At 66.6% G+C, this 17,650-nt stretch carries 29 protein-coding genes; all 29 read right to left on the bottom strand.

The window, feature by feature from the left end:
• Nucleotides 1-31 precede the first annotated feature (31 nt).
• On the bottom strand, nucleotides 32-259 hold the full coding sequence (locus PGN16_RS00805; RefSeq protein ID WP_335307511.1) for a hypothetical protein: 228 nt from the start codon (nucleotides 257-259) through the stop codon (nucleotides 32-34).
• Nucleotides 260-359: 100 nt separating this feature from the next.
• On the bottom strand, nucleotides 360-929 hold the full coding sequence (locus PGN16_RS00800) for a hypothetical protein (RefSeq protein ID WP_335307510.1): 570 nt from the start codon (nucleotides 927-929) through the stop codon (nucleotides 360-362).
• Nucleotides 930-1,126: 197 nt separating this feature from the next.
• A complete protein-coding gene (guaA, locus tag PGN16_RS00795; RefSeq protein ID WP_335307509.1) occupies nucleotides 1,127-2,680 on the bottom strand; it encodes a glutamine-hydrolyzing GMP synthase in 1,554 nt (517 codons plus the stop codon).
• Between the two features lie 173 nt (nucleotides 2,681-2,853).
• Nucleotides 2,854-3,633, bottom strand: coding sequence for a type I methionyl aminopeptidase (gene map / locus PGN16_RS00790; RefSeq protein ID WP_335308366.1), 780 nt, complete (start codon nucleotides 3,631-3,633; stop codon nucleotides 2,854-2,856).
• Between the two features lie 5 nt (nucleotides 3,634-3,638).
• Nucleotides 3,639-3,833, bottom strand: a complete 195-nt coding sequence (locus tag PGN16_RS00785; protein ID WP_335307508.1) for a ParD-like family protein — start codon at nucleotides 3,831-3,833, stop codon at nucleotides 3,639-3,641.
• Between the two features lie 277 nt (nucleotides 3,834-4,110).
• Nucleotides 4,111-4,536: a 50S ribosomal protein L17 gene (rplQ, locus tag PGN16_RS00780; protein WP_335307507.1), complete on the bottom strand. Its 426-nt coding sequence runs from the start codon at nucleotides 4,534-4,536 to the stop codon at nucleotides 4,111-4,113.
• Nucleotides 4,537-4,792: 256 nt separating this feature from the next.
• On the bottom strand, nucleotides 4,793-5,857 hold the full coding sequence (locus tag PGN16_RS00775) for a DNA-directed RNA polymerase subunit alpha (protein ID WP_335307506.1): 1,065 nt from the start codon (nucleotides 5,855-5,857) through the stop codon (nucleotides 4,793-4,795).
• Nucleotides 5,858-5,951: 94 nt separating this feature from the next.
• On the bottom strand, nucleotides 5,952-6,341 hold the full coding sequence (gene rpsK / locus PGN16_RS00770; RefSeq protein ID WP_019516037.1) for a 30S ribosomal protein S11: 390 nt from the start codon (nucleotides 6,339-6,341) through the stop codon (nucleotides 5,952-5,954).
• A 91-nt stretch (nucleotides 6,342-6,432) separates the two neighbouring features.
• Entirely contained in the window at nucleotides 6,433-6,801 is a 369-nt protein-coding gene (gene rpsM, locus PGN16_RS00765) for a 30S ribosomal protein S13 (RefSeq protein WP_056637528.1), read from the bottom strand.
• A 165-nt stretch (nucleotides 6,802-6,966) separates the two neighbouring features.
• Nucleotides 6,967-7,224 (bottom strand): hypothetical protein, encoded by a 258-nt coding sequence (locus PGN16_RS00760; RefSeq protein WP_335307505.1) that lies wholly within the window; start codon nucleotides 7,222-7,224, stop codon nucleotides 6,967-6,969.
• A 241-nt stretch (nucleotides 7,225-7,465) separates the two neighbouring features.
• Entirely contained in the window at nucleotides 7,466-8,122 is a 657-nt protein-coding gene (locus tag PGN16_RS00755) for an adenylate kinase (protein WP_335307504.1), read from the bottom strand.
• Nucleotides 8,123-8,165: 43 nt separating this feature from the next.
• Entirely contained in the window at nucleotides 8,166-9,512 is a 1,347-nt protein-coding gene (gene secY / locus PGN16_RS00750) for a preprotein translocase subunit SecY (RefSeq protein WP_335307503.1), read from the bottom strand.
• Between the two features lie 214 nt (nucleotides 9,513-9,726).
• Nucleotides 9,727-10,248 carry a 50S ribosomal protein L15 gene (gene rplO, locus PGN16_RS00745; RefSeq protein ID WP_335307502.1) on the bottom strand — a complete coding sequence of 174 codons (522 nt, stop codon included), beginning with the start codon at nucleotides 10,246-10,248 and terminating at the stop codon, nucleotides 9,727-9,729.
• Nucleotides 10,249-10,456: 208 nt separating this feature from the next.
• The gene (gene rpmD, locus PGN16_RS00740; RefSeq protein ID WP_335307501.1) at nucleotides 10,457-10,633 is read right to left on the bottom strand and encodes a 50S ribosomal protein L30; all 177 of its coding nucleotides are present in this window, start codon (nucleotides 10,631-10,633) and stop codon (nucleotides 10,457-10,459) included.
• 6 nt (nucleotides 10,634-10,639) lie between these two features.
• Nucleotides 10,640-11,410: a 30S ribosomal protein S5 gene (rpsE, locus tag PGN16_RS00735; protein WP_294195964.1), complete on the bottom strand. Its 771-nt coding sequence runs from the start codon at nucleotides 11,408-11,410 to the stop codon at nucleotides 10,640-10,642.
• A 3-nt stretch (nucleotides 11,411-11,413) separates the two neighbouring features.
• On the bottom strand, nucleotides 11,414-11,764 hold the full coding sequence (gene rplR, locus PGN16_RS00730) for a 50S ribosomal protein L18 (RefSeq protein ID WP_335307500.1): 351 nt from the start codon (nucleotides 11,762-11,764) through the stop codon (nucleotides 11,414-11,416).
• On the bottom strand, nucleotides 11,761-12,294 hold the full coding sequence (gene rplF, locus PGN16_RS00725; RefSeq protein WP_335307499.1) for a 50S ribosomal protein L6: 534 nt from the start codon (nucleotides 12,292-12,294) through the stop codon (nucleotides 11,761-11,763). The genes rplR and rplF overlap by 4 nt, the downstream gene beginning before the upstream one ends.
• Complete coding sequence (gene rpsH, locus PGN16_RS00720; RefSeq protein WP_028966610.1) at nucleotides 12,294-12,689, bottom strand: 30S ribosomal protein S8; 396 nt, start codon at nucleotides 12,687-12,689, stop codon at nucleotides 12,294-12,296. The genes rplF and rpsH overlap by 1 nt, the downstream gene beginning before the upstream one ends.
• 9 nt (nucleotides 12,690-12,698) lie before the next feature.
• The gene (gene rpsN, locus PGN16_RS00715; protein ID WP_028966611.1) at nucleotides 12,699-13,004 is read right to left on the bottom strand and encodes a 30S ribosomal protein S14; all 306 of its coding nucleotides are present in this window, start codon (nucleotides 13,002-13,004) and stop codon (nucleotides 12,699-12,701) included.
• Nucleotides 13,005-13,022: 18 nt separating this feature from the next.
• Nucleotides 13,023-13,613, bottom strand: a complete 591-nt coding sequence (rplE, locus tag PGN16_RS00710; protein WP_310098815.1) for a 50S ribosomal protein L5 — start codon at nucleotides 13,611-13,613, stop codon at nucleotides 13,023-13,025.
• Nucleotides 13,606-13,923 (bottom strand): 50S ribosomal protein L24, encoded by a 318-nt coding sequence (rplX, locus tag PGN16_RS00705; protein WP_184034911.1) that lies wholly within the window; start codon nucleotides 13,921-13,923, stop codon nucleotides 13,606-13,608. The genes rplE and rplX overlap by 8 nt, the downstream gene beginning before the upstream one ends.
• On the bottom strand, nucleotides 13,923-14,291 hold the full coding sequence (gene rplN / locus PGN16_RS00700) for a 50S ribosomal protein L14 (protein WP_007406105.1): 369 nt from the start codon (nucleotides 14,289-14,291) through the stop codon (nucleotides 13,923-13,925). The genes rplX and rplN overlap by 1 nt, the downstream gene beginning before the upstream one ends.
• Before the next feature lie 225 nt (nucleotides 14,292-14,516).
• Nucleotides 14,517-14,789: a 30S ribosomal protein S17 gene (rpsQ, locus tag PGN16_RS00695; RefSeq protein ID WP_028966614.1), complete on the bottom strand. Its 273-nt coding sequence runs from the start codon at nucleotides 14,787-14,789 to the stop codon at nucleotides 14,517-14,519.
• A gap of 13 nt (nucleotides 14,790-14,802) precedes the next feature.
• Nucleotides 14,803-15,009 carry a 50S ribosomal protein L29 gene (rpmC, locus tag PGN16_RS00690; protein WP_335307498.1) on the bottom strand — a complete coding sequence of 69 codons (207 nt, stop codon included), beginning with the start codon at nucleotides 15,007-15,009 and terminating at the stop codon, nucleotides 14,803-14,805.
• 1 nt (nucleotide 15,010) lies between these two features.
• Nucleotides 15,011-15,445 carry a 50S ribosomal protein L16 gene (rplP, locus tag PGN16_RS00685; RefSeq protein ID WP_335307497.1) on the bottom strand — a complete coding sequence of 145 codons (435 nt, stop codon included), beginning with the start codon at nucleotides 15,443-15,445 and terminating at the stop codon, nucleotides 15,011-15,013.
• Nucleotides 15,446-15,457: 12 nt separating this feature from the next.
• Nucleotides 15,458-16,165: a 30S ribosomal protein S3 gene (gene rpsC / locus PGN16_RS00680; protein WP_028966616.1), complete on the bottom strand. Its 708-nt coding sequence runs from the start codon at nucleotides 16,163-16,165 to the stop codon at nucleotides 15,458-15,460.
• Nucleotides 16,165-16,542, bottom strand: a complete 378-nt coding sequence (rplV, locus tag PGN16_RS00675; protein WP_132909140.1) for a 50S ribosomal protein L22 — start codon at nucleotides 16,540-16,542, stop codon at nucleotides 16,165-16,167. Before rplV ends, rpsC begins: the two co-directional genes overlap by 1 nt.
• The gene (gene rpsS / locus PGN16_RS00670) at nucleotides 16,542-16,817 is read right to left on the bottom strand and encodes a 30S ribosomal protein S19 (RefSeq protein ID WP_028966618.1); all 276 of its coding nucleotides are present in this window, start codon (nucleotides 16,815-16,817) and stop codon (nucleotides 16,542-16,544) included. Before rpsS ends, rplV begins: the two co-directional genes overlap by 1 nt.
• On the bottom strand, nucleotides 16,817-17,650 hold the full coding sequence (gene rplB / locus PGN16_RS00665; protein WP_335307496.1) for a 50S ribosomal protein L2: 834 nt from the start codon (nucleotides 17,648-17,650) through the stop codon (nucleotides 16,817-16,819). Before rplB ends, rpsS begins: the two co-directional genes overlap by 1 nt.

Below are 17,650 nucleotides of genomic sequence, written 5' to 3'. Positions count from 1 at the left end.
GTCCGGTTCGTGGATAGGTGACAATCGCCGGCTAGCGGCGAGACGGCGGAAGCGCGGAGAAGTTGATCTTGCCGAACCCGGCCATCTGCAACGTGTAGATCAGACCTGCAACGCACCGCCACGGAGTGTCGGCCGCCTTTGTGGCGACCTGCGCCTCATGGGTCTTCCCCGCTCGGACGCGAGCCAATTCCAGCACTTCGGCGTTGGTGACGTCGCGCCCCTCGAACGTGGTGACGCACGCGCCGTCCTTCTCACGCAACGCGACGTCAAACCGGGCGCTGGCTGCCGGCGTCGCACAACCGAGGGTCAGGCTGCACAAGGATGCGAGCGGCAGCCATGATCGCGCGGGCCCCATGCCATCACCGCCCGTTCGGTGCGACCAACTGCCGCACCATGCGGATCTCGGTCGCGAAGCCGGGTTGCTTTGGCGTGCTGCGGATCAGGTAGATCGCTTCGGCCGCGCCGCCTGCCCCCTGCTTCTGCACGCCGCTGGCCTGCGAGCGGATGTCGCCGACCTCGAACGTCTGCGGCGGCAGCGTGACGAACCCGCCGCCGCTGCGCGCCTGCGCCGCGGTCAGCAGTTGCTGCCATTTACCCTCGTCGATCACGCCGTCAGTGTTGGTCATGCGCACCGCGCAGGAGCGGATCGGCGGCGCCTCCAGCGTCACGACGATCCGGCTGGTCCCCGCAGGCATGATCCAGCCGCGGCCGGGATCGTCCTTCAGGTACGTGCGCAGTTCGGTGGGAGTCAGCGCGCGCGCGCCGGGCAGCTTCGCCATCGCCGTCGCGATTCGCGCTTCGTCGGGGAAGACCCGCCCGCAGATCATGTCGAACATCGCCATCTGCCCCTGCCCACGGAAGGTCGGCGCGCCAGAAGGCTGCGGTAGCGGCGCGGCTTGCAGTGCGAGGGACAGAAGTGCGGCGATCATCGGTTATTCCGTTCTGGTCGCGGCGACTGTGGCACGATTGGACGGCGGCGGCCACCAGGACGTCATTGCGAGCGTAGCGAAGCAATCCAGAGCCGGACCAGGACGCCCTGGATTGCTTCGCTACGCTCGCAATGACGGACCGTGTCTACGCCGACTGATCCGGCCGTGATCGTGCCCCGCACGATCACGAGTCCGGATCATTCCCACTCGATCGTGCCGGGCGGCTTGGAGGTGTAATCGTAGGTGACGCGGTTGACGCCCTTCACCTCGTTGATGATCCGCGTCGCGACGCGCGGCAGGAAGCCGCCCGGGAACTCGAACGCCTCGGCGGTCATGCCGTCGACCGAGGTGACCGCCCGCAGCGCCAGCACGCTGTCATAGGTGCGCCCGTCGCCCATCACCCCGACCGAGCGCACCGGCAGCAGCACCGCGAACGCCTGCCAGATCGTGTCGTACAGCCCGGCGTTGCGGATTTCCTCGAGATAGATCGCATCGGCCTTGCGCAGGATGTCGCAACGCTCGCGCGTCACCTCGCCGGGGATGCGGATCGCCAGTCCCGGGCCCGGGAACGGATGGCGGCTGACGAACACCTCGGGCAGCCCCAGCTCGCGGCCGAGCGCGCGGACCTCGTCCTTGAACAATTCGCGCAGCGGCTCGACGAGCTTCATGTTCATCCGCTCGGGCAGGCCGCCGACATTGTGGTGGCTCTTGATCGTCACCGACGGGCCGCCGGTGAAGCTGACGCTCTCGATCACGTCCGGATAGAGCGTGCCCTGCGCGAGGAAGTCCGCGCCGCCGATCTTCTTCGCCTCGGCCTCGAACACGTCGATGAAGGTCTTGCCGATGAACTTGCGCTTCGCCTCCGGGTCGGTGACCCCGGCCAGCCCGTCCATGAACAGGTCCTGCGCCTGCACGTGCACCAGCGGGATGTTATAGGCACCGCGGAACAGCCCGACGACCTGCTCGGCCTCGCCCTGACGCAGGATGCCGCCGTCGACGAACACGCAGGTCAGCTGCTCACCGATCGCCTCGTGGATCAGCACCGCCGCGACCGCCGAGTCGACGCCGCCCGACAGGCCGCAGATCACGCGCTTGTCGCCGACCTGTTCGCGGATCTCGGCGATCTTCACGCTGCGGAACTCGGCCATCGTCCAGTCGCCGGCCAAGCCGCAGACGTGACGCGCGAAATTGGCGATCAGCTTCGCGCCGTCCGGCGTGTGGACGACCTCGGGGTGGAATTGCATCCCGTAGAAGCGCCGCGCCTCGTCAGCGGTGATCGCGAACGGCGCACCCGGCGACGAGGCGACGGGGGCGAAGCCCGGGGCGAGCGCCGCGACATGGTCGCCGTGGCTCATCCACACCTGGTGCTTCTCGCCGGCCTGCCACAGCCCGTCGAACAGCGCGCAGGTCTGGTCGACCTGCACGAAGGCGAGCCCGAACTCGCCCGACATGCCCTTCTCGACCCGCCCGCCGAGCTGGGTGTTCATCACCTGCTGCCCGTAGCAGATGCCGAGCACCGGCACGCCGGCGTCGAAGATCTCCTGCGGCGCGCGCGGGCTGTTGTCGTCGACCACCGAGGCCGGGCCGCCCGACAGGATCACGCCCTTCGGCTTCAGCCGCGCGAACGCCTCGGCGGCGGACTGGAAGGGCGCGACCTCGCTATAGACCCCCGCCTCGCGCACGCGACGCGCGATCAGCTGGGTCACCTGGCTGCCGAAATCGACGATGAGGATGTTGTCGGGATGCTCCATGGCGGGCCTGTAGCGGGATGGCGCGCGGGGGGAAAGAGGGTGCCCTCGTCACGGTCATCCCGGACCCTTCGGCAAGCTCAGGAGAGCCTTGATCCGGGATCCCGCTTCTTACCTCCAACCGCAGGAAGAAGAAGCGGGGCCCCGGATCAAGTCCGGGGCGACGGCGGATGGCGTCAGCCGCGTATGCCCTTCGGCACCGCCTCGCCGTCGCGGAGTGTCAGCACCTCGACACCGGTCACGGTCACCGCCACCGTATGCTCGAACTGCGCGGAGAGCTTGCCGTCGCCGGTGACGACCGTCCAGCCGTCGTCGCGCGTCGCCACCTTGCGCGTGCCCTGATTGACCATCGGCTCGACCGTGAAGGTCATGCCCTCGCGCAGCAGCGGGCCGGTGCCGGGGCGCCCGTAGTTGAGCACCTCGGGCGCCTCGTGCATCTCGCGCCCAATGCCATGGCCGCAGAAGTCGCGGACCACCGAATAACCGTGCTGCTTGGCGTGGCGGTCGATCGCCGCGCCGACGTCTCCGAGCCGGGCGCCGGCGCGAACCTGCGCGATCCCCTTCCACATCGCCTCCTGCGCCACCCGCACCAGCCGGCGCGCGGCGGGGGCCACCTCGCCGACCAGATAGGTCTTGCTCGAGTCGGCGATGAAGCCGTTCTTCTCCAGCGTGATGTCGAGATTGACGATGTCGCCGTCGCGGATCACGTCGGCGTCGTTCGGCACCCCGTGGCAGACGACCTGATTGATCGAGCTGTTGAGCACGAACGCGAAGTCATATTGCCCCTTGCTGGCGGGGCGCGCGTGCAGCTCGTCGACGATATAGCGCTCGACGCGGTCGTTGATCGCCAGCGTCGACTGGCCGGCGAGCGTCTCGCGATCGAGCATCGCGAACACCTGCGCGAGCAGCCGGCCGGACTCGCGCATTAGCGCCAGCTCGTCGGGGGTCTTGAGGATCGCGGTCATGCGGCGGTCGCGATCGGCACCGCGGCGCGCTCGCGGGCGACGATCTCGTTGAACGACAGGGTCGGATTTGCCTCGGCGAGCATCCCGATCTTCATCCAGAACTCCGCCTGCGCGTTGATCGAGCGGCACATCACTGCGCTGGCGCGGCGCGCCTCCTCGTGCAGCAGGTCGTCGATCTTCACAATACCCACACAGCTTCTCCACGAGGTTATCAACATACGAAGCGTATATGGAGTGGATGGCCGGTTGTCACGTGAGGGAGCGACAGGCAGGACCCTACCTGTCATTCCCGCGAAGGCGGGAATCCAGACGCGCTGGCGTTGCCGCTCTTTCGAAAACCCGTGGGTTCTGGATTCCCGCCTTCGCGGGAATGACGGCGTGGAACGGCGGTCGCGCCACTCCTCACCGCGCACGAAAAAGGCCGCCCCGTTGCCGGAGCGGCCTGTTCGTTTCAGCGCGGTCGCCCGATCAGGCGGCGGCGTCGAAATCCTCGTCGTCGCTCACGACCGGGCCCGAGTCCTGGCCCTTGGCCGAGACGTCGCGGTCGACGAACTCGATGATCGCCATCGGCGACGCGTCCGACGCACGGATGCCGGCCTTGATGATGCGGGTGTAGCCGCCGTTGCGGTCGGCGTAGCGCTTGGCGAGCACGTCGAACAGCTTGACCAGCTGCGCGTCGTCGAGCAGCCGGGCGTGCGCCAGACGGCGGTTCGACAGGCCGCCCTTCTTGCCGAGCGTCACCAGCTTCTCGATGTACGGACGCAGTTCCTTCGCCTTGGCGACGGTGGTGGTGATCTGCTCGTGCTTGATGAGCGCAGCCGACATGTTGCGGAACAGCGCGATGCGATGTGCCGAGGTCCGCTGGAGCTTACGACCGCCTACACGATGGCGCATGATAGTCTTCCTTCTCGTTCGTCAAGGGGCCGTTCGACGGAACCCCGGGACAGGTCGGGACGGGGCCGACCGGATGAACCGTCACCCCTGCGGAGGCAGGGGCCCGTGCCTGGTCCGGCGTTCGGGACGCCGGTTGTTGTAGCAGGAGGAGGCCGGGTGGCGACGCGGCGGAGCCGCGTCGTCGGTCGGGAGCCGTTCGGCTCCCGCCGGCCGGGCTTGCGCCGTCTCGCGCGTAGCATTGCTACGCGCGTGCGGCTCAGCCCATAATTTCCTGCTCGAGCTTCTTGGCGACTTCCTCGATGTTCTCCGGCGGCCAGCCGGGGATTTCCATCCCAAGCCGCAGCCCCATCGACGACAGCACTTCCTTGATCTCGTTGAGCGACTTGCGGCCGAAGTTCGGCGTGCGCAGCATCTCGGCCTCGGTCTTGCCGACCAGATCGCCGATATAGATGATGTTGTCGTTCTTTAGGCAGTTCGCCGAACGGACCGACAGTTCCAGCTCGTCGACCTTCTTGAGCAGGTAACGGTTGATCTGCGCGGTGTCGCTCGGGGCCTCGCCACCCGTCGCCGCCGGCGCGGCAACGCCGATCGGCGCCGACCGCGTGACCGACGAATCGTCGAAGTGGACGAACAGCGCCAGCTGGTCCTGGAGGATGCGACCGGCATAGCCGACCGCGTCTTCCGGGGTCACGGTGCCGTCGGTCTCGATCGTCAGCGTCAGCTTGTCGTAATCGAGGTCCTGCCCGACGCGGGTCGGGTCGACCTTGTACGACACCTGACGGACCGGCGAGTAGAGCGCGTCGACCGGGATCAGCCCGATCGGCGCATCCGCCGGACGGTTGTTGACCGCTGCGACATAGCCCTTCCCGACATCGGCGGTCAGTTCCATGTTGAACGTTGCGCCGTCGTCGAGGTGGCAGATGACCAGCTCGGGATTCATCACCTCGATGTCGCCCGACACCGCGATGTCGCCCGCCTTCACCTCGGCCGGGCCAGTGGCGGACAGCTGGAGGCGCTTCGGGCCTTCGCCCTGCATCTTCAGCGCGATCTGCTTCACGTTCAGGACGATGTCGGTCACGTCCTCGCGGACGCCCGCCAGCGAGCTGAATTCGTGCAGCACGTTCTCGATCTTGATCGACGTCACCGCCGCGCCCTGCAGCGACGACAGCAGCACGCGCCGCAGCGCGTTGCCCAGCGTCAGGCCGAAGCCCCGCTCCAGCGGCTCGGCGACGAAGGTCGCCTTGCGCTTGCCGTCACCGCTCTTCTTTTCGAGCTGGTTGGGCTTCTTCAGTTCTTGCCAGTTCTTTGCGTTGACAGACAAGCTCTCGTCCCCTGGGGTTGGGCCGGACGCGGGGGACGCGTACGGCCGGGTAATGAACGTGGCCACTCGTCAGCGGCCACGCGAAGCGTGATCGTCAGACGCGACGGCGCTTGGACGGGCGGACGCCGTTGTGCGGGATCGAGGTCACGTCGCGGATCGACGTGATCTGGAAACCGACCGCCTGCAGCGCGCGCAGCGCCGACTCGCGGCCCGAACCCGGACCCTTGACCTCGACCTCGAGCGTGCGGACGCCGTGCTCGGCGGCCTTCTTGCCCGCGTCCTCGGCGGCGACCTGCGCCGCATACGGGGTCGACTTGCGGCTGCCCTTGAACCCCATCATGCCGGCCGACGACCAGCTGATCGCATTGCCCTGCGCATCGGTGATGGTGATCATGGTGTTGTTGAAGCTGGCGTTCACGTGCGCGACGCCTGCGGTGATGTTCTTGCGCTCGCGCCGACGAATGCGCTGCGGTGCCTGTGCCATATGGTATTCCTGACCGTAATTTCCAGTACGGAGACCGGGCGGCTGTCAGCCTTCAACCTGCCTCCGGCGAAGTAACTCGTCCCCGGACGAATTACTTCTTCTTGCCGGCGATCGGCTTCGCCTTGCCCTTGCGGGTGCGCGCGTTGGTGTGCGTGCGCTGGCCGCGGACCGGCAGGCCCTTGCGGTGACGCAGGCCGCGATAGCAGGCCAGATCCATCAGGCGCTTGATGTTCATCGCGGTTTCGCGACGCAGATCACCCTCGACCGTGTGGTCGGCGTCGATCGTCTCGCGGATCTGCAGCACTTCCTGATCGCTCAGGTCCTGCACGCGACGATCGGCGGCGATGTTCAGCTTCGTGGTGATTTCCAGCGCCTTGGCCGGACCGATGCCGTGGATATAGGTCAACGCGATCAGAACGCGCTTGTTGGTCGGGATATTGACACCCGCGATACGTGCCATGAAACTTTTCTCCTGTGCTCCACGGGATGCGGCATGGCTGCCACGCACCCCATCTCGTCGCATTGCAACTCCGCCCCGCCGCTTCCCAATGCCCTGCTCGCGAACGCGGCAAGACGGCAGCACGAAATGGCCGCCGGGGACTCGGTGGTTAGGAAGGGAAAGCCGTTAGGCGGGCGGTAACGTCGTGTCAAGCGAGCGGTTCCGCTCGATCCGCCGCAACTGCCCCCAGCGCCGCAACGCCACGCCGAACCATGCCAGCTCGACCAGCCCGAACGGCCAGGCCCCTTGCAGGAAGCCATAGGCCGATCCCATCAGGCAACCGATCGCGAACAGCAATGTCCAGAACGCCGCCCGCGCCTCCAGCGCATAACACAGCAGCGTGAAACTGACGGCGAACAGGCCGAAGGCGGAAAGCGCATCCATGCGCGGCCTTGTGTCGCAAACGGCAGGCGAGGACCACCCCGCGCCGCCGGTAAAGAAGAGGCCGGCGGAGGACAGGGAACCTCCGCCGGCCATCGCCGCCCTTCGGGAGTTCAGGCGACGATCAGTGCCGTCGCCTCGGGAGAGATGAGCGACGGGGCAGCGTGTGTCTCGCTGCCGACCCGATCGCCTCTACACGCCCTCACCCCACGATCGCCTTACGCGACCATGACATTTCCGTCACTTATTGCGCAGGCACCGCAGCGAGGATCGCCTCGATCTGGGCCGTGACGGCATCCATCGCGCCCATGCCGTCGACGCGCGACACCAATCCGCGCGCTTCGTAGATCGGGATGATCGGCGCAGTCTTGGCGCGATATTCGGCCATGCGCGTCCGCACCGTCTCTTCATTGTCGTCGGGGCGGCGCTTGAACTCATGCGCGCCGCATACGTCGCAGGTGCCCTCGACCTTCGGCTGCTTGAAACGATCGTGATAGCCGGTGCCGCAATTGCCGCAGGTGAAGCGCCCGACGATCCGCTCGACCAGCGCATCTTCGTCGACTTCGAGTTCGATGACCGCGTCGAGCTTCTGCCCGCGCTCGTCGAGCAGCAGGTCGAGCGCATCGGCCTGCGCGGCCGTGCGCGGATAACCGTCGAAGATCGCCCCGTTCGCAGTGCCGGCGTCGAGTCGCTCGCCGATCAGCGCCGAGACGATCGCGTCGCTGACCAGTTCGCCGGCCTCCATCACCGCCTTGGCCTGCAGCCCGACCGGCGTGCCCGCCTTGACCGCGGCGCGCAGCATGTCGCCGGTCGACAGCTGCACCATCCCATGATGCTCGACCAGCCGCTGCGCCTGGGTTCCCTTGCCCGCCCCCGGCGGCCCCAGCAGAATGATGTTCACCGAACTCTCCCCTTTGCGCCCGTCCCTGCCGGGCGTCTTTGCCTCAGCGGCGGCGCGCGCCCTTCAGCTTCGCCTTCTTGATGAGATCGCCATATTGGTGCGCCAACAGGTGCGACTGGATCTGCGTCACCGTGTCCATCGTCACGTTGACGACGATCAACAGGCTCGTCCCGCCCAGATAGAAGGGGATCGACAGCGCCGACACCAGATATTCCGGCACCACGCAGATGAAGGTCAGGTAGGCCGCGCCGATCACGGTGATGCGGGTCAGCACGTAATCGAAATAGCTCTCGGTGTTCTTGCCGGGACGGATGCCCGGGATGAACCCGCCATAGCGCTTCAGATTCTCGGCCGTCTCCTCGGGGTTGAACACCACCGCGGTATAGAAGAACGAGAAGAAGATGATGCCGGCCGAATACAGCAGCATGTAGATCGGCGAGCCGTGCTGGAGATACTGGTTCAGCCCGATCAGGATGTCGCCGAAGCGGCTCTCGCCCGCGACGCGATTGCCCGCGAATTGCGTGATCGTCAGCGGCAGCAGCAGCAGCGACGAGGCGAAGATCGGCGGGATCACGCCCGCGGTGTTGATCTTGAGCGGCAGGTGGCTGCGATCGGCCTGCATCCCGCGCTGCGTCTGGCGCTTCGGATATTGGATCAGGATGCGGCGCTGCGCGCGCTCCATGAAGCAGATCAGCAGGATCAGTCCGACGACGACGACGATGATCGCGATGATCGACACCGCGCTGGTCGACCCCGAGCGCCCGCCTTCGAGCAGGTTGAGGAGGGTCGTCGGCAGGTGCGCGACGATGCCGGCCATGATGATGAGCGAGACGCCGTTGCCGATGCCGCGGCTGGTGATCTGCTCACCCAGCCACATCAGGAACATTGTCCCGCCGATCAGCGAGATCACCGCGCCGACGCGGAACAGCATCCCCGGCTCGATCACCGCGCCGCCGGCTTCCAGCCCGCGCGCGATGAAATAGCCCTGCACCGCGGTCAGGCCGACGGTGCCGTAGCGGGTGTACTGGTTGAGCTTCTTGCGGCCCGATTCGCCTTCCTTTTTGATCGCGGCGAGCTGCGGGCTGAGCGAGGTAGCGAGCTGCACGACGATCGACGCCGTAATGTACGGCATCACGCCCAGCGCGATCAGCGACGCGCGCGACAGCGAACCGCCCGAGAAGGTGTTGAAGAAGTCGAGCACGCCGCCCTTCATCCGCTCGGCCAGCACGCCGAGCTGCGTCGGGTCGATCCCCGGCAGCGGGACGTAGCTGAGCAGACGGAAGACGATCAGCGCGCCGATCGTGAACCACAGTCGCTTCTTGAGGTCGGTAGCCTGCGAGAACTTCGCGAGGCTGATGCTCTGCGCCATCTGGTCGGCTGCGGATGCCATCGTGTCGGTGTATCCTGGAAACGAAGAACGGCGGGATGCGTTTATACCGCCCCGCCGCTCATATAGGCGCTTGGCGCGCCTTGTCTAACCCGGTGAGGCGCGAACGGCGGGAAAGCCGGCAGGTCGGGCCGTCCCGCGCGCACGATCGCCGCGCGCCACCGGCCCGGAAACGACGAAGGGGCGCGGACCCAGCCCGCGCCCCTTCCCCGATTCGTTACGCCTGCGTGCGCGCGTTCTGCGCGGTGCGGTGCTTGGCCTTGGCCTTCTCCGCGGCCGGCACGATCTCCGGCACGGTGACCGAGCCACCCGCCTTCTCGACCGCTTCGCGCGCCGACGCCGAAACGCCCGCGACGGTGAAGTTCAGCTTGGCCGAATATTCGCCCTTGGCGAGCAGACGGACGCCGTCCTTGCCACCACGCGCCAGACCTGCGGCCTTCAGCGCGGCGTGATCGATGTCGGTGCCGGTCAGCTTGCCCGAATCGACCGCCTTCTGGATCGCGCCAAGGTTCACCTCGGCATAATCCTTGGCGAAGATGTTGTTGAAGCCACGCTTCGGCAGCCGCATGTGGAGCGGCATCTGGCCACCCTCGAAGCCGGCGATCGACACGCCTTCGCGGCTCTTCTGACCCTTGACGCCGCGGCCGCCGGTCTTGCCCTTGCCCGAGCCGATGCCGCGGCCGACGCGGATCTTGCGGTGACGGGCGCCCTGGTTGTCGCTGAGTTCGTTGAGCTTCATGTTATGCACTCGCTTTCGCTTTTTACGCGCTGAAATGAGGAAGGGGGCCGGTTAGCCCCCTTGCCCGTAGGTTTCAAGTCCTGGCCGGTGGCCGTCGCCCCGGCGTCGGCGGGGGTCCATGTCTCTATCCGTCACCGGAACCCATCGCCGCGCCGGCGACCGTTCCTTTGGACAGTCATGGATCTCCGCCTGCGCGGGGATGACGGTGTCAGTCCACCACCTCGACCATGTGCTGCACCTTGCGGATCATGCCGCGGACCGACTCGGTATCTTCGAGTTCGGACACCTTGTGCATCTTGTTGAGGCCCAGCCCGACGAGGGTCGCGCGCTGGTCCTTGGTGCGCCGGATCGGCGATCCGGTCTGCTTCACCTTGATGGTCGCCATGTCGCCTTACTCCACCACGGCCGCGGCATCCGCCTCGGCGGTCTGCGCATCGGCACCGTGCGCGCGGCCCAGCAGGTCGGCGATCTTCTTGCCGCGACGCTGTGCCACCGACTTCGGCGAGGTCTGGTTGCCCAGCGCCTCGAACGTCGCACGGATCATGTTGTACGGGTTCGACGTACCGACCGACTTGGTCACCACGTCGTGCACGCCCAGGCTCTCGAAGACGGCGCGCATCGGGCCGCCCGCGATGATCCCGGTGCCCTGCGGTGCCGAGCGGACGGTGACACGGCCGGCACCGAAGTGGCCGTTGCCGTCATGGTGCAGCGTGCGGCCTTCCTTCAGCGGCACGCGCATCATCTTCTTCTTGGCAGCGGCGGTCGCCTTCGAGATCGCCTCCGGCACCTCGCGCGCCTTGCCGTGACCGAAGCCGACGCGGCCCTTGCCGTCGCCCACGACGACCAGCGCCGCGAAGCCGAAGCGCTTGCCGCCCTTCACCGTCTTCGAGACGCGGTTGATGTGGACGAGCTTCTCGATCAGCTCTTCGCCGCCGTCGTCCTGGCCACCGCGACGGTCGTCACGACGACCACCGCGGCCGTCACGGCCACCGCCACGATTGCCACCGGGGCCACCGCGACCGCCACCCGGGCCGCCGCGGCCACGGCCGCCGCGCGCACCGCGCTCGCCGCCGCCCTGGTAACCGCCCGCATTGCCGTCCTGCGGCGCCGCGGCGGCTTCGTTCTCCACAGCCTGCGGCTGCTGGTTGTTCTCGTCAGCCATGTCTTAGAACTCCAGTCCGGCTTCGCGCGCCGCCTCGGCCAGCGCCTTCACGCGGCCGTGAAACAGGAAGCCGCCACGATCGAAGACGACCTGCGTGACGCCGGCGGCCTTGGCCGCCTCTGCGACACGCTTGCCGACGGCGGCAGCCGCCTCGGCATTGGCGGTCTTGCCGTCGTGGTTGGACAGCGTCGACGCCGAAGCCACGGTGCGGCCCTGCGCGTCGTCGATGACCTGCGCATAGATGTGCTTGCCCGAACGATGCACCGACAGGCGCGGACGGGTGCCCGCACGCGCACGCAGCGCGGTACGGTTGCGGCGACGCCGCTTCTCGAAAAGCGAAAGACCCTTGGTCACTTCTTCTTCCCTTCCTTACGGAAGATATACTCGCCGTCGTACTTGATGCCCTTGCCCTTGTACGGCTCCGGCTTGCGCCAGCGGCGGACTTCGGCGGCGAGCTGACCCACGCGCTGCTTGTCGGCACCGCTGATCTCGACGGTGGTGGCGTCCGGCGTCTTCACCTCGATGCCTTCCGGCACGTCGATGTTGACGTCGTGGCTGTAGCCGAGCTGCAGCTTCAGGGTCTTGCCCTGCGCCGCGGCGCGATAGCCGACGCCGGTGATGAGCAGCTTCTTGGTGAAGCCCTCGGTCACGCCGGTGACCAGGTTCTGCACCATCGTGCGCTGCATGCCCCAGAAGGCACGGGCGCGCTTGGTGTCGTTGGCCGGCTGCACACCGATCGCGTCCGACTGGACGTCATAGGTGATCAGGTCCGACAGCGGCATCGACAGGGTGCCCTTGGGCCCCTTGACCGACAGCTCGTTGCCGTTGCGGGTCGCGGTGACGCCCGCCGGAATGGCGACCGCCTTCTTGCCGATACGGCTCATCAGAACACCTCCGCCAGCACTTCGCCGCCGACGTTCTGCTCGCGCGCTTCCGCATCGGAAAGCACGCCGCGCGGCGTCGAGACGATGGTGATGCCCAGGCCGTTCATCACGCGCGGCAGGTCCTGCGACCCGCTGTAGATGCGGCGGCCGGGCTTGGAGACGCGCGCGACATGCTTGATCGCGGGCTGGCCCTCGAAATACTTCAGCTCGATGCGCACGCCGGCGGCGGGGCCCATCTGCTCTTCGGAATAGCCACGGATGTAGCCTTCGCGCTGGAGCACGTCGAGCACGCGGACGCGCAGCTTCGACGACGGCGAAAGGACGCTGTCCTTGCGCGCGCGCTGGCCGTTGCGGATACGGGTGAGCAGGTCACCCAGGGGATCGGTCACTGCCATCTTACGTCCTTACCAGCTCGACTTGGTGAGACCCGGGATCAGGCCCTTGTTGGCCAGATCGCGCAGCATCACACGGGCAAGCCCGAACTTGCGGTAGTACGCACGCGGACGACCGGTCAGCGCGCAGCGGTTGCGGATACGCGTGGGGTTCGCGTTGCGCGGCAGCTCGGCCATCTTCAGCCGCGCGATGAGACGCTCGGTCTCATCCAGCGACTGGTCGTTGGCCTGCGCCTTCAGCTTCGCCAGCTTGGGCGCGTACTGCGCCACCAGCTTCTTGCGACGCTCGTTCTTGTTCACGGAACTCAGTTTCGCCATGGACTTAAGCTCTCTTTGTTACGCAGCCTGACGCGGCGCGTCGGCCGTCGTCTCTTCCTGCGGGAACGGGAAGCCGAACAAACGGAGCAGCTCGCGCGCCTCGTCGTCGGTCTTCGCGGTCGTGGTCACGATCACGTCCATGCCGCGCACCTTGTCGATGCGGTCATAGTTGATCTCCGGGAACACGATCTGCTCCTTGATGCCGCAGGCATAGTTGCCGCGGCCGTCGAAGCTCTTCGGGTTCAGCCCGCGAAAATCGCGGACGCGCGGGAGCGCGATGGTGATGAAGCGGTCGAGGAACTCGTACATGCGCTCGCGACGCAGCGTCACCTTGACGCCGATCGGCATGCCCTCACGCAGCTTGAACTGCGCGATCGACTTCTTCGCCTTGGTGATCACCGGCTTCTGGCCCGCGATCAGCTCCATCTCCGACGCAGCCTGGTCGACGCGCTTCTTGTCCTGCGTCGCTTCGCCCACGCCCATGTTGAGCACGATCTTCTCGATGCGCGGGATCTCCAGCGCATTCTTGTAACCGAACTTCTCGGTCATCGCCGCGACGATGCGATCGTCATAGATCGCCTTCATGCGGGGCTTGTAGGCATCAGCCATCGATCTTCTCCCCGGTCTTGACGGCGACGCGGACCTTCTTGCCGTCCTGCGTCTCGAAACGGACGCGGGTCGGCTTGCCGTCGGCGGTGACGTGCGCCACCTTCGAGATGTGCAGCGGTGCCTCGATCTTCTCGAGACCGCCCTGCGGGTTCGCCTGGCTCGGCTTGCGGTGACGGGTCGCGACGTTGACGCCACCCACGATCACCTTGCCGTCACGCGGCATCGACGCGGTCACGGTGCCGGTCTTGCCCTTGTCCTTGCCGGACAGGACGATGACCTGGTCGCCCTTCTTGATCTTCGCGGCAGCCATTACAGCACCTCCGGCGCGAGCGAGATGATCTTCATGTGCTTCTTGCCGCGCAGTTCACGCACCACCGGGCCGAAGATACGGGTGCCGATCGGCTCCTCGTTCTTGTTGACCAGCACCGCGGCGTTGCCGTCGAAACGGATCACCGAACCGTCGGCGCGACGGATGTCCTTGGCGGTACGCACGATCACCGCGCGGTGAACGTCGCCCTTCTTCACGCGGCCACGCGGCTGCGCTTCCTTGACGCTGACGACGATGATGTCGCCGACGCTGGCCGTGCGGCGCTTGGACCCGCCAAGCACCTTGATGCACTGCACCCGCTTCGCGCCGCTGTTGTCAGCGACGTCGAGATTGGATTGCATCTGGATCATCGATCCGCTTCCTTCTCGCTCATGGGGTGGATACCGACCCAACCCCGCCTATAAAAAACGACCCCCGGCGGCGGGCTTGGCCCGCGCCAGGGGGAGCAGCCCGGTAGCCGCTCCGCCGATGGAAGGCAAGCCCTCCATCCCACGTCGCCCCTCGCCCGCTCATGTGGTCTCCGGCATGCCGCCGGACCCTGCACAAAACGGTGCGAGGCACTCGGTCATCGACGCTTATGCGTCGACGTCGACCCGCTCCGGTGCCACGTGCGTGTTCACACGATCCAGCACCTTCCAGTTCTTCAGCTTCGACATCGGCGCGATCTCTTCGATGCGCACCGTCTCGCCAGCCTTGTACTCGTTCGCCTCGTCATGGGCGTGGTACTTCTTCGAACGGCGGATGATCTTGCCGTAGAGCGGGTGCTTGACCTTGCGCTCCACGTTCACGACCACCGTCTTCTCGCCCTTGTCGGAGACGATCACTCCGGTCAGCACGCGCTTCGGCATGTGCGTCGTCCTCTTACTTGGCCGCAGCCGCAGCGTTGCGCTGCGCCTGCAGGGTCTTGATGCGCGCGATGTCCTTGCGGACCTCACGCACGCGGCTCGGCTTCTCGAGCTGGCTGGTCGCCGCCTGGAAGCGCAGGTTGAACTGCTCGCGCTTCAGGTTGCCCAGGCTCTCGGAGAGCTGGTCGTCGCTCTGGCCGTTATAGTCGGTCTTGTTCGCCATCTTACTCGCCTCCCAGGTGCGAGGTGTCGCCGAGGCGCGCCACGACCTTGGTCTTGATCGGCAGCTTCATCGCGGCGCGCTCAAACGCCTCCGCGGCAAGCGCGCCTTCCACACCGTCGAGCTCGAACAGGATCCGGCCCGGCTTGACGCGCGCGGCCCAGAATTCCGGCGAACCCTTACCCGAGCCCATGCGGACTTCGGCGGGCTTGCTCGACACCGGCACGTCCGGGAACACGCGGATCCACAGACGCCCCTGGCGCTTGATGTGACGCGTGATCGCGCGGCGGGCCGCCTCGATCTGACGCGCGGTGATACGGTCCGGCTCCATCGCCTTGAGGCCATAGGAGCCGAAGTTCAGCGACGTACCGCCCTTGGCGTCGCCGTGGATACGGCCCTTGAACGCCTTGCGGAACTTGGTGCGCTTCGGTTGCAGCATGTCCGTTAATCCTTAGCGGCGGTCGTCGCGCGCCGGGCGCACGCCGGAGGTCTGGGCCTCCATCATGAGACGATCGGTGGCGAACGGGTCGTGACCGAGGATCTCACCCTTGAACACCCACACCTTCACGCCGCACACGCCATACGCGGTGTGCGCTTCGGCATGGGCGTAGTCGATGTTGGCGCGCAGCGTGTGCAGCGGCACGCGGCCCTCGCGATAGCTCTCCGAACGCGCGATTTCCGCGCCGCCCAGACGGCCACCGCAATAGACCTTGATGCCGTCGGCGCCGAGCCGCATCGCGGACTGCACCGCGCGCTTCATGGCGCGGCGGAACGCGATACGACGCTCCAGCTGGTCGGCGATGCCCTGTGCGATCAGCTTGGCATCGACTTCCGGCTTGCGGATCTCGACGATGTTCAGCGACACGTCCGAGCTGGTCATCGCGCCGAGCGTCTTGCGCAGCTTCTCGATGTCCGAGCCCTTCTTGCCGATGATGACACCGGGGCGGGCCGCGAAGATCGAGATTCGGCACAGCTTGGCCGGACGGTCGATCACCACCTTGGAGATCGCCGCCTGCGGCAGCGTCTTCAGGATGTACTGGCGGATCTTCAGATCCTCCAGCAGCAGCTTCTTGTAATCCGCGCCCTCGGCGAACCAGCGGCTGTCCCAGGTGCGGTTGATCTGCAGGCGCAGACCGATCGGGTTGCTCTTGTGACCCATTAGGCTTCTTCCTGCTCGCGCACGACGATCCGCAGCCGCGAGAACGGCTTCAGGATGCGGGTGGACTTGCCGCGGCCGCGCGTGGCGAACCGCTTCATGGTGATCGACTTGCCGACCGACGCCTCGGCGACGACCAGTGCGTCGACGTCGAGGTTGTGGTTGTTCTCGGCGTTGGCGATGGCCGAGGCCAGCACCTTGCGCGCATCAACCGCCATCGACTTCTTCGAGAAGGCGAGGATGTTCATCGCGTCGGCGGCCGAGCGGCCACGGATCAGCGCGGCGACCAGGCCCAGCTTCTGCGCCGAACCACGGATCTGCGTGCCGACCGAGAGGGCTTCCTTCTCGCCGACCTTGCGGGGGGATGCAGGCTTGCTCATCAGCGCTTGCCCTTCTTGTCAGCCGCGTGACCCGGGAAATAGCGGGTCGGCGCGAATTCGCCGAGCTTCATGCCGACCATGTCCTCGTTCACCGTCACCGGCACGAACTTGCGGCCGTTATAGACGGTGAAGGTCAGGCCGATGAACTGCGGCAGGATGGTGGAGCGACGCGACCAGGTCTTGATCGGCGCGCGGCCGCCCGAATCCTGTGCGACTTCGGCCTTCTTGAGCAGGCTCAGTTCGACGAACGGGCCCTTCCAGACGGAGCGCGCCATTACTTCTTCCTCGCGTGACGGCTACGGATGATCATCTTGTCCGTCGCCTTGTTGTGGCGCGTGCGCGCACCCTTGGTCGGCTTGCCCCACGGCGTCACCGGATGGCGACCGCCCGAGGTCCGGCCTTCACCACCGCCGTGCGGGTGGTCGACCGGGTTCTTCGCCACGCCGCGCGTCAGCGGGCGCGAGCCCAGCCAGCGCGAACGACCGGCCTTGCCGAGGTTCTGGTTCTGGTTGTCCGGGTTGGACACCGCACCGACCGTCGCCATGCAGTCGCCGTGGATGTAGCGCTGCTCGCCCGAGTTCAGGCGGACGATGACCATGCCGCGGTCACGACCGACGACCTGGACGTAGGTGCCCGCCGAACGCGCGATCTGACCGCCCTTGCCGGGCTTCATCTCGACGTTGTGGACGATGGTGCCGACCGGCATCTGGCCCAGCTCCATCGCGTTGCCCGGCTTCACGTCGGTCTTCTTGCCTGCGACGACCTTGTCGCCGACGGCCAGACGCTGCGGCGCGATGATATACGCCTGCTCGCCGTCCGGATAGGAGACCAGCGCGATGAACGCGGTGCGGTTGGGATCATATTCCAGCCGCTCGACGGTGCCGTCGACGTCCCACTTCCGACGCTTGAAGTCGATGAAGCGGTAGCGCTGCTTGTGGCCGCCCGCGATGCCGCGCGAGGTCACGTGGCCCTTGTTGTTGCGGCCGCCGGTCTTGCGCTTGCCTTCGGTCAGCGCCTTGACGGGCTTGCCCTTCCACAGCGACGACTTGTCGACGAGGATCAGGCCGCGCTGCGCCGGCGAGGTCGGGTTATAATGCTTGAGTGCCAT

Source organism: Sphingomonas phyllosphaerae (assembly GCF_036946485.1).
In the GTDB taxonomy this organism is placed as follows: domain Bacteria; phylum Pseudomonadota; class Alphaproteobacteria; order Sphingomonadales; family Sphingomonadaceae; genus Sphingomonas; species Sphingomonas phyllosphaerae_E.
Note: the sequence above shows the minus strand (reverse complement) of the source record. Positions and strands in the feature narration are given on the sequence as shown.

Excerpts from the sequence above, each read along its gene's own strand:
- rplQ (WP_335307507.1), bottom strand. The coding sequence starts at position 4,536 with ATGCGCCATCGTGTAGGCGGTCGTAAGCTCCAGCGGACCTCGGCACAT.
- rpsN (WP_028966611.1), bottom strand. The coding sequence starts at position 13,004 with ATGGCGAAACTGAGTTCCGTGAACAAGAACGAGCGTCGCAAGAAGCTG.
- guaA (WP_335307509.1), bottom strand. The coding sequence starts at position 2,680 with ATGGAGCATCCCGACAACATCCTCATCGTCGATTTCGGCAGCCAGGTG.
- rplB (WP_335307496.1), bottom strand. The coding sequence starts at position 17,650 with ATGGCACTCAAGCATTATAACCCGACCTCGCCGGCGCAGCGCGGCCTG.
- PGN16_RS00760 (WP_335307505.1), bottom strand. The coding sequence starts at position 7,224 with ATGGATGCGCTTTCCGCCTTCGGCCTGTTCGCCGTCAGTTTCACGCTG.
- rpsQ (WP_028966614.1), bottom strand. The coding sequence starts at position 14,789 with ATGCCGAAGCGCGTGCTGACCGGAGTGATCGTCTCCGACAAGGGCGAG.
- rpsK (WP_019516037.1), bottom strand. The coding sequence starts at position 6,341 with ATGGCACAGGCACCGCAGCGCATTCGTCGGCGCGAGCGCAAGAACATC.
- rplV (WP_132909140.1), bottom strand. The coding sequence starts at position 16,542 with ATGAGCAAGCCTGCATCCCCCCGCAAGGTCGGCGAGAAGGAAGCCCTC.
- rplX (WP_184034911.1), bottom strand. The coding sequence starts at position 13,923 with ATGGCTGCCGCGAAGATCAAGAAGGGCGACCAGGTCATCGTCCTGTCC.
- rplF (WP_335307499.1), bottom strand. The coding sequence starts at position 12,294 with ATGAGCCGTATCGGCAAGAAGGCGGTCGCCATTCCGGCGGGCGTCACC.
- PGN16_RS00800 (WP_335307510.1), bottom strand. The coding sequence starts at position 929 with ATGATCGCCGCACTTCTGTCCCTCGCACTGCAAGCCGCGCCGCTACCG.
- rplO (WP_335307502.1), bottom strand. The coding sequence starts at position 10,248 with ATGAAGCTCAACGAACTCAGCGACAACCAGGGCGCCCGTCACCGCAAG.
- rplE (WP_310098815.1), bottom strand. The coding sequence starts at position 13,613 with ATGGCTGATGCCTACAAGCCCCGCATGAAGGCGATCTATGACGATCGC.
- rplN (WP_007406105.1), bottom strand. The coding sequence starts at position 14,291 with ATGATCCAGATGCAATCCAATCTCGACGTCGCTGACAACAGCGGCGCG.
- rplP (WP_335307497.1), bottom strand. The coding sequence starts at position 15,445 with ATGCTGCAACCGAAGCGCACCAAGTTCCGCAAGGCGTTCAAGGGCCGT.
- rpsM (WP_056637528.1), bottom strand. The coding sequence starts at position 6,801 with ATGGCACGTATCGCGGGTGTCAATATCCCGACCAACAAGCGCGTTCTG.
- rpsH (WP_028966610.1), bottom strand. The coding sequence starts at position 12,689 with ATGGCAGTGACCGATCCCCTGGGTGACCTGCTCACCCGTATCCGCAAC.
- rpsC (WP_028966616.1), bottom strand. The coding sequence starts at position 16,165 with ATGGGTCACAAGAGCAACCCGATCGGTCTGCGCCTGCAGATCAACCGC.
- rpsS (WP_028966618.1), bottom strand. The coding sequence starts at position 16,817 with ATGGCGCGCTCCGTCTGGAAGGGCCCGTTCGTCGAACTGAGCCTGCTC.
- rpsE (WP_294195964.1), bottom strand. The coding sequence starts at position 11,410 with ATGGCTGACGAGAACAACCAGCAGCCGCAGGCTGTGGAGAACGAAGCC.
- rpmC (WP_335307498.1), bottom strand. The coding sequence starts at position 15,009 with ATGGCGAACAAGACCGACTATAACGGCCAGAGCGACGACCAGCTCTCC.
- rpmD (WP_335307501.1), bottom strand. The coding sequence starts at position 10,633 with ATGGCGACCATCAAGGTGAAGCAGACCGGATCGCCGATCCGGCGCACC.
- secY (WP_335307503.1), bottom strand. The coding sequence starts at position 9,512 with ATGGCATCCGCAGCCGACCAGATGGCGCAGAGCATCAGCCTCGCGAAG.